The following is a 7,029-nucleotide window of genomic DNA, read 5'->3' as shown; positions in this document are numbered from 1 at the left end:
CTAAACCCCCACCGTGTGGGCGGGGCCTGGCGTGCGCTGGGGGTGTTTATTACACCCCGCCTACCGCTGGCAAGCCAGCTCCCACATTGACCGCGTTTTATCAGTCTTCCAGGGCGCGCACGCGTTGTGTGCGCTTTTGATCTACGGGTGCAGCAGCTGGCTGCAACTCAAAGTCAAAATCAATCTGCGCAAACCGCCCTTCCACACCAAATTCCCGCGCCAGTTGCTGATCCTCACTAAAGCGGATTTCAGCAATCAACTCATCCCGCGTCGCATAGGCAAAATCATCATGCAGGTACGGGTCATCCGACAGGTTGATCTGCGTGGTCAGGTGCCGATGCCCTGGCGCCGAGATGAAGAAGTGAATATGCGCCGGCCGCTGCCCGTGGCGCCCCAGTTGATCGAGTAACTGCTGGGTTGGCCCGGTGGGCGGGCAGCCGTAACCCGAGGGCACGATGCTGCGAAAACGGTAGTTGCCCTGGGCATCGGTCTCGATGCGCCGGCGCAGGTTGAACTCGGACTGTGCCGGGTCAAACCATGAATAGGTGCCGCCGGTATTGGCCTGCCACACATCCACAATCGCCCCCGCCACCGGCTTGCCATTCGTATCGCGCACCTGCCCGCGCATGAACAGCGGCACCGCCGCGTCCGTACCGTCATCCAGCCGCGCTTCGTATTGGGATAAAGGCGCCCCGGCCACATACAGCGGGCCTTCAATGGTGCGCGGCGTGCCGCCGGTTTTGCCGGCTTGCTCGTCAGCGGCGTCCATCAGCAAATCCAGGTAATGCTCCAGGCCCAACCCGGCGGCGAGCAGGCCGGCTTCCTGATGTTTACCCAGCTCATTGAGGTAATTGACCGCCTTCCAGAATTCTTCCGGGGTCACTTCCAGGTCTTCGATGATGTTCACCGTGTCCCTCAGGATCCGGTAGATCAGCGCCTTGGCACGCGGGTTGCCGCCGTCATTGAGGTTACCGCTGGCTTGTTCGAGAAACTGTTGGGCATGGGCAGTCTGGGAAATTCGGATGGACATGGTGCAATCCTCATCTTGTCATTATTAGAGTGGGAACAGGCTTAACGGTCGTCCTCATGGATCGACGAAGGGTGCCGGCACAGAGCGTTCACTTCGATGGCCATGTAGGGGAAAAGCGGCAGTTGCGTCAGCAGGTCATGCAGCGCCTGCACGCTGTCAACGTCGAACACGCTGTAGTTGGCGTAGTGCCCGGCAATGCGCCACAGGTGGCGCCATTTGCCTTCCTGTTGCAGGCGCTGGGCCAAGGCTTTTTCTTCGGCCTTGAGGCTGGCGGCGTGCTCGGGGTTCATGTCGAGCGGCAGGTTCACGGTCATTTTTACGTGGAACAACATGGCAGGTGCCTCTTAGTGTTTGTCACGACGGAAGAACGCCAGGCGCTCTTCATCAATGCTCAGGCCCAGGCCCGGTGCGCTGGGCACATGCAACTGGAAATCGCGGTACACCGGCGGCTCGGTGAGGATGTCTTCGGTGAGCAGCAGCGGGCCAAACAGCTCGGTGCCCCATGCCAGCGTGTCAAGCGTGAGAAACGCGTGGGCCGAAGCCAGGGTGCCGATGCCGCCTTCGAGCATGGTGCCGCCATACAGGCCGATCCCCGCCGTTTCGGCAATTGCGGCGGTGCGCAACACCGCGCGGGGGCCACCGTTCTTGGCGATTTTCAGCGCGAACACTGACGCCGCGCCTTCGCGGGCCAGATTGAAGGCATCTTCCACACATTCGATGGACTCATCGGCCATGATCGGCGCCGGGCTCGACAGGTTGAGCCGGGCCATGCCGCCGCGGTTGTTGCGCGAAATCGGTTGTTCAATCAAGTCGATGCCGTGGTCACCGAGCACCTTGCACGCGCGCAACGCCACGGCTTCGTCCCAGGCCTGGTTAACGTCAACGCGCACACTGGCACGTTCGCCCAAGGCCTTTTTGATCGCGATGACGTGGGCCAGGTCGCGGCTGACTTCACCTGCGCCAATCTTCAATTTGAAAATGCGATGGCGGCGCAGGTCGAGCATCTTTTCCGCCTCGGCAATGTCTTGCTCGGTGTTGCCGCTGGCCAGGGTCCAGGCCACCGGCAACGCATCGCGCACGCGGCCACCGAGCAACTCGCTGACCGGCAGATTGAGGCGTTTGCCCAGCGCATCAAGCAACGCGCTTTCAATGCCGGACTTGGCAAAGGTATTGCCGCGAATGCTGCGTTCCAGGCGCAACATGGCCGCGTTGATATTGCTCGCGTCCTGGCCGATCAACAGGGGCGCGAAGTGGCGGTCGATGTTGACCTTGATGCTGTCCGGGCTTTCGTTGCCGTAGCTCAGGCCGCCAATGGTGGTGGCTTCGCCGATGCCTTCGATGCCGTCGGCGCAACGCAGGCGGATAACCACCAGCGTCTGGTTTTGCATGGTGTGCATCGCCAACTTGTGCGGGCGAATAGTGGGAAGGTCGACGATGATCGTGTCGATCGACTCGATGGCGCAAATCGGCATGGCAATACCCGTTGGGTTCTTTATAGATTTGCGTCGATTCTGTGCCGTATCTCTAAAGGCTTCCAATATAGAATGGGTCTCGCACGATACCCTCAAGGTATGAAAGGAGCCGTCATGGAACTGCGTCATCTGCGCTATTTTCAGGTGCTGGGTGAGACCCTCAACTTCACCCGCGCAGCAGAACGCCTGCACATCGCCCAGCCGCCGTTGAGCCGGCAGATCCAGCAGTTGGAGGATGAGTTGGGGGTGATTTTGCTGGAGCGCGGCCGACCGTTGCGGCTGACCGAGGCCGGGCGGTTTTTCTATGAACACGCCAATGTGCTGCTCGAACAGCTGGGCAAAGTGTGCGAGAACACGCGGCGCATCGGCCAGGGCGAGAAGACCTGGCTGGGTATCGGGTTTGCGCCGTCGACCTTGTATGGCGTGCTGCCGGAATTGATTCGACGGCTGCGCACCCATGACGCGCTTGAGCTGGAACTGGGCTTGTCGGAGATGACTACGTTGCAGCAGGTCGAAGCGCTTAAGGCCGGGCGCATTGATGTGGGGTTCGGGCGGATTCGCATCGACGACCCGGCCATCGTCCAGCGCGTGTTGGTAGAGGACCGATTGGTCGCCGTGCTGCCCGCCGGTCACCCGTTGCTCGGCGCGCCCGCCACCCTCGCGCAATTGGCCGCCGAGCCGTTTGTGCTCTACCCCGGCAACCCGCGCCCCAGCTATGCCGACCATGTGATTGCGCTGTTTGACGCTCATGGCTTGAGCCTCAAGGTGGCGCAGTGGACCAACGAACTGCAGACGGCCATCGGGCTGGTCGGTGCGGGGATGGGCGTGACGCTGGTGCCGGCGTCGGTGCAGGTGTTGCACCGGGCGGACATTGGCTATACGCCGGTTGTGGAAGCTACGGCGACCTCGCCAATCATCCTCAGCCGGCGGGTGAATGATCAATCGCCGGGGCTTGGTCATTGTTTGCAGTTGGTGGAAGAGTTGATCTGAAATCTCCCAAACGACAGAGAACCAATGTGGGAGCTGGCTTGCCTGCGATGGCGGTGGATCTGCGGGCATATTTGCTCATTGACCCACCGCTATCGCAGGCAAGCCAGCTCCCACAGTTTGATCTTCATTGTGTTCAGAGACTGCGCAGGCGCTTGCGCTGCAGGGTCTGGCTGGGGGATTCATCGAACAGTTTTCGATACTCCGCCGAAAACCGCCCCAAGTGAGTAAACCCCCAGCCCAGAGCGATTTCGGAAATGGTACGACTGGAACCCTGCTCAAGCATTTCCTGACGCACCGCCCCCAGCCGGTACTTCTTCAAGTACGCCATGGGCGACAGCGCAAAGTACTTGCGAAACGCATCAAACAACTTGAACCGCGACACACCGGCCGCCACCTCCAGGTCTTCGAGGTGCACGTCTTCGCGGGCATTGTCGTGAATATATTGCCGCGCGCGAATCAGGTAATGGGGCAGCTTCACGCCCAATACGTCGCGCAATTCTTCTGAATAGTTATTCGGCTGGGCCAGGATCAGCCCCTTGATCAGCGAGCTTTCCAGGTCCCGGGTAAACGCCGCCTGCTCATACAACTCACTGTTGCACTCCAGCTCCGCAATAAAATACCGCGCCATGCGCCACCACGACGCCGGGGCGCCGTCCACCGCATCCATCACCGGTTCAAAGCGCAGCGGCGCTTCAATCGGGCGTTGCAGCAAACCTTCGAGTGACTCACTCATCGCCGCCCGCGTGATCACCACCTGCAACTTGCGGCAGTCACCGGAAATCGCCAGCACTTGGTGCTCGTTGGGCGAAAGGATCACGCCTTGGTCACGGTTGGAGCTCAAGCGCTCACCGTTTTTGCTCAATTCCTGCTCGCCCACCAGCGGCAGGCTCAGGCTGTAGCTGCTGAAATGCTCGGCGTCTTCAATGTCGATAGTCACGTCGGTGCCGTATTCGATCACGCCCAGGGTGGTGGCGCGGGACTTGAACACATTGGCGCTGTGGTGAAAGCGCAAGCGCTCAGGCGTCGACGTCGCCAACCGGTGCGGGCCACAGATGCCGGACATCCAGCTGCAGGCGCCTTCCAGGTCGAAGCGTTGAACATGGATTTCGCGTGTATGGCTACTCATCAGGGTGCACCCACGGCGGTTAGCTTTTTGCGCGCTCTGGCGGCGCGTCATCGTTGTTGTTCAACAGCAAGTTCTACGCCACGCCAGCCGTATTGCAACCGGTTGGATAGCAACCGCCCACTATGTGGATAACGGGCGACCGTTTGCGTTACTTGCGCTGCATGCCGGTAGCGCGGCCGGCACCGTGGTGGGTATTTGTTGCCCAACTATGTGGCGCGTCTTCCCCGATTAAGCGGATAGCCCGCGCCCTGCCCCGCTGCCTCTAATGGCCCATCGATTAGCCCCAATCAAAAAAGGTGCCTCCCATGAGTGGTGCAAGAAGCGTCGAGCAGTGGAAAACGTTTATCGAAGGCTGCCTGGATTTTCGGCCGGTGGATGAAGTGTTCCGCATCGCCCGGGACATGTTCACCGAGCCGGAACTGTTCGACCTTGAGATGGAATTGATCTTCGAAAAGAACTGGATCTACGCCTGCCACGAAAGCGAATTGGCCAATAACCACGACTTCCTGACGATGCGCGCCGGGCGCCAGCCGATGATTATCACCCGCGACGGCGAAGGCAAACTCAACGCGCTGATCAACGCCTGCCAACATCGCGGCACCACGCTGACCCGCGTCGGCAAGGGTAACCAGTCCACCTTCACCTGCCCGTTCCACGCCTGGTGCTACAAGAGCGACGGCCGGCTGGTGAAGGTCAAGGCGCCGGGGGAATACCCGGAAGGTTTCGACAAAGCCACGCGCGGCCTGAAAAAAGCTCGCATCGAGAGCTACAAGGGCTTTGTGTTCATCAGCCTGGACGTGAACGGCAGCGACAGCCTGGAAGACTTTCTCGGCGACGCCAAAGTGTTCTTCGACATGATGGTTGCCCAGTCCGCCACCGGTGAGCTGGAGGTGCTGCCGGGCAAGTCCGCCTACACCTACGACGGCAACTGGAAACTGCAAAACGAAAACGGCCTGGACGGTTATCACGTCAGCACCGTGCACTACAACTACGTGGCCACGGTGCAGCATCGCCAACAGGTGAATACCGAAAACGGCACAGGCGCAGGCACCACGCTGGACTACAGCAAACTCGGCGCCGGCGACGCGAACACCGACGACGGCTGGTTCGCCTTCAACAATGGCCACAGCCTGTTGTTCAGCGACATGCCCAACCCGACGGTGCGCTCTGGTTACGCCACGATCATGCCGCGCCTGGTGGAAGAACACGGCCAGCAAAAGGCCGAGTGGATGATGCACCGTTTGCGCAACCTGAATATCTACCCGAGCCTGTTCTTCCTCGACCAGATCAGCTCGCAGCTGCGCATCATCCGCCCGCTGGCGTGGAACAAGACCGAGATCATCAGCCAGTGTTTGGGGGTGAAAAACGAGTCCGACGCCGACCGCGAAAACCGTATTCGCCAGTTTGAAGATTTCTTCAACGTATCGGGCATGGGCACGCCGGATGATCTGGTGGAGTTCCGCGAAGCCCAGCGTGGGTTCCAGGGTCGTCTGGAGCGCTGGAGTGATATTTCACGCGGCAGCCATCGCTGGGAAACCGGGCCGACGCCAAACAGCGAAGCCATCGGCATTCAGCCGGCGATGACCGGCACCGAATTCACCCATGAGGGGTTGTATGTGAACCAGCACCGCAACTGGCAACAGTTCCTGCTCGACGGCCTCGACAAGAGCGCCCTGAAACTGCGGGAGGTGGAATGATGAATGCGCCATTGCAGTACCGGATCGAGCAGTTCTTCTACCGTAAATCCGAGCTGTGCGACGCCCAGGACTGGGACGCTTATGTGCAGCTGTTCGATGCGCAGAGCGAATTCCACCTGCCGCAATGGGATTCGGAACACGTCTATACCCGTGACCCCAAGCGCGAGATGTCGCTGATCTATTACGCCAACCGTTCCGGGCTGGAAGACCGCGTGTTCCGCCTGCGCACCGGCAAGGCGGCATCGGCCACACCCATGCCGCGCACGCTGCACCTGATCAATAACGTGCGGGTCGCCGAGCAGGCGGACGGCACGCTCGAGGTGCGGTTGAACTGGCACACGCTGTTTTATCGCCTGGCCACCTCGGAGCAGTTTTACGGGCACGCGACTTACAGCCTCAAGCCGAATGGCGATAGCTGGTTGATCACACGTAAACACGCGTTGTTGCTCAACGACACCATTAACTCGGTGCTGGATTTCTACCACCTTTGACCGTGGCGGTGGTGAGCAGATTTGCTGTGGCTAGCGGGCTTACTGTGGTGAGCGGGCTTGTTGTGGCGAGCGGGCTTGCCCCGCGTTGGGCTGCGAAGCGGCCCCAATAAAGTCACCGCATTCTGTCTGTCAAAACGCAGTGCCTGGACCAGGGGCCGCTTCGCAGCCCAACGCGGGGCAAGCCCGCTCGCCACAACAAGCACGCTCGCCACAACGTCAGCAA

General features: G+C 60.4%; 7 protein-coding genes. 3 read left to right on the top strand and 4 right to left on the bottom strand.

Going from position 1 to position 7,029, the window contains the following annotated elements; all coding sequences use genetic code 11:
* Nucleotides 1–100: 100 nt before the first annotated feature.
* From catA to ACP7A2_RS06705, 3 genes are read right to left on the bottom strand one after another with little or no spacing between them, the layout of a single operon-like run.
* Nucleotides 101–1,030 carry a catechol 1,2-dioxygenase gene (gene catA, locus ACP7A2_RS06715; RefSeq protein ID WP_426133584.1) on the bottom strand — a complete coding sequence of 310 codons (930 nt, stop codon included), beginning with the start codon at nucleotides 1,028–1,030 and terminating at the stop codon, nucleotides 101–103.
* A gap of 41 nt (nucleotides 1,031–1,071) precedes the next feature.
* Nucleotides 1,072–1,362: a muconolactone Delta-isomerase gene (catC, locus tag ACP7A2_RS06710; protein ID WP_426133583.1), complete on the bottom strand. Its 291-nt coding sequence runs from the start codon at nucleotides 1,360–1,362 to the stop codon at nucleotides 1,072–1,074.
* 12 nt (nucleotides 1,363–1,374) lie between these two features.
* A complete protein-coding gene (locus ACP7A2_RS06705; RefSeq protein ID WP_426133582.1) occupies nucleotides 1,375–2,502 on the bottom strand; it encodes a muconate cycloisomerase family protein in 1,128 nt (375 codons plus the stop codon).
* Between the two features lie 114 nt (nucleotides 2,503–2,616).
* Between ACP7A2_RS06705 and ACP7A2_RS06700 the strand changes: the two genes are divergently transcribed.
* Nucleotides 2,617–3,492: a LysR family transcriptional regulator gene (locus tag ACP7A2_RS06700; RefSeq protein ID WP_426133581.1), complete on the top strand. Its 876-nt coding sequence runs from the start codon at nucleotides 2,617–2,619 to the stop codon at nucleotides 3,490–3,492.
* Between the two features lie 133 nt (nucleotides 3,493–3,625).
* On the opposite strand, the gene ACP7A2_RS06695 is transcribed toward ACP7A2_RS06700, so the two are convergent.
* Nucleotides 3,626–4,618: a helix-turn-helix domain-containing protein gene (locus ACP7A2_RS06695; RefSeq protein WP_426133580.1), complete on the bottom strand. Its 993-nt coding sequence runs from the start codon at nucleotides 4,616–4,618 to the stop codon at nucleotides 3,626–3,628.
* Nucleotides 4,619–4,923: 305 nt separating this feature from the next.
* On the opposite strand from ACP7A2_RS06695, the gene antA reads away from it, so the two are divergent.
* Complete coding sequence (gene antA, locus ACP7A2_RS06690; protein WP_426133579.1) at nucleotides 4,924–6,315, top strand: anthranilate 1,2-dioxygenase large subunit; 1,392 nt, start codon at nucleotides 4,924–4,926, stop codon at nucleotides 6,313–6,315.
* Nucleotides 6,315–6,806 (top strand): anthranilate 1,2-dioxygenase small subunit, encoded by a 492-nt coding sequence (gene antB, locus ACP7A2_RS06685; protein ID WP_426133578.1) that lies wholly within the window; start codon nucleotides 6,315–6,317, stop codon nucleotides 6,804–6,806. The genes antA and antB overlap by 1 nt, the downstream gene beginning before the upstream one ends.
* The last annotated feature ends 223 nt before the right edge of the window (nucleotides 6,807–7,029 follow it).

This window comes from Pseudomonas sp. PWP3-1b2 (assembly GCF_049896045.1).
GTDB lineage: Bacteria > Pseudomonadota > Gammaproteobacteria > Pseudomonadales > Pseudomonadaceae > Aquipseudomonas > Aquipseudomonas antarctica_B.
This window is presented reverse-complemented; position numbering and strand designations above follow the sequence as displayed.

Bases quoted from the DNA above. Each gene is read 5' to 3' on its own strand.
- catA (WP_426133584.1), bottom strand. From the start codon at position 1,030: ATGTCCATCCGAATTTCCCAGACTGCCCATGCCCAACAGTTTCTCGAA.
- catC (WP_426133583.1), bottom strand. From the start codon at position 1,362: ATGTTGTTCCACGTAAAAATGACCGTGAACCTGCCGCTCGACATGAAC.
- ACP7A2_RS06705 (WP_426133582.1), bottom strand. From the start codon at position 2,502: ATGCCGATTTGCGCCATCGAGTCGATCGACACGATCATCGTCGACCTT.
- ACP7A2_RS06700 (WP_426133581.1), top strand. From the start codon at position 2,617: ATGGAACTGCGTCATCTGCGCTATTTTCAGGTGCTGGGTGAGACCCTC.
- ACP7A2_RS06695 (WP_426133580.1), bottom strand. From the start codon at position 4,618: ATGAGTAGCCATACACGCGAAATCCATGTTCAACGCTTCGACCTGGAA.
- antA (WP_426133579.1), top strand. From the start codon at position 4,924: ATGAGTGGTGCAAGAAGCGTCGAGCAGTGGAAAACGTTTATCGAAGGC.
- antB (WP_426133578.1), top strand. From the start codon at position 6,315: ATGAATGCGCCATTGCAGTACCGGATCGAGCAGTTCTTCTACCGTAAA.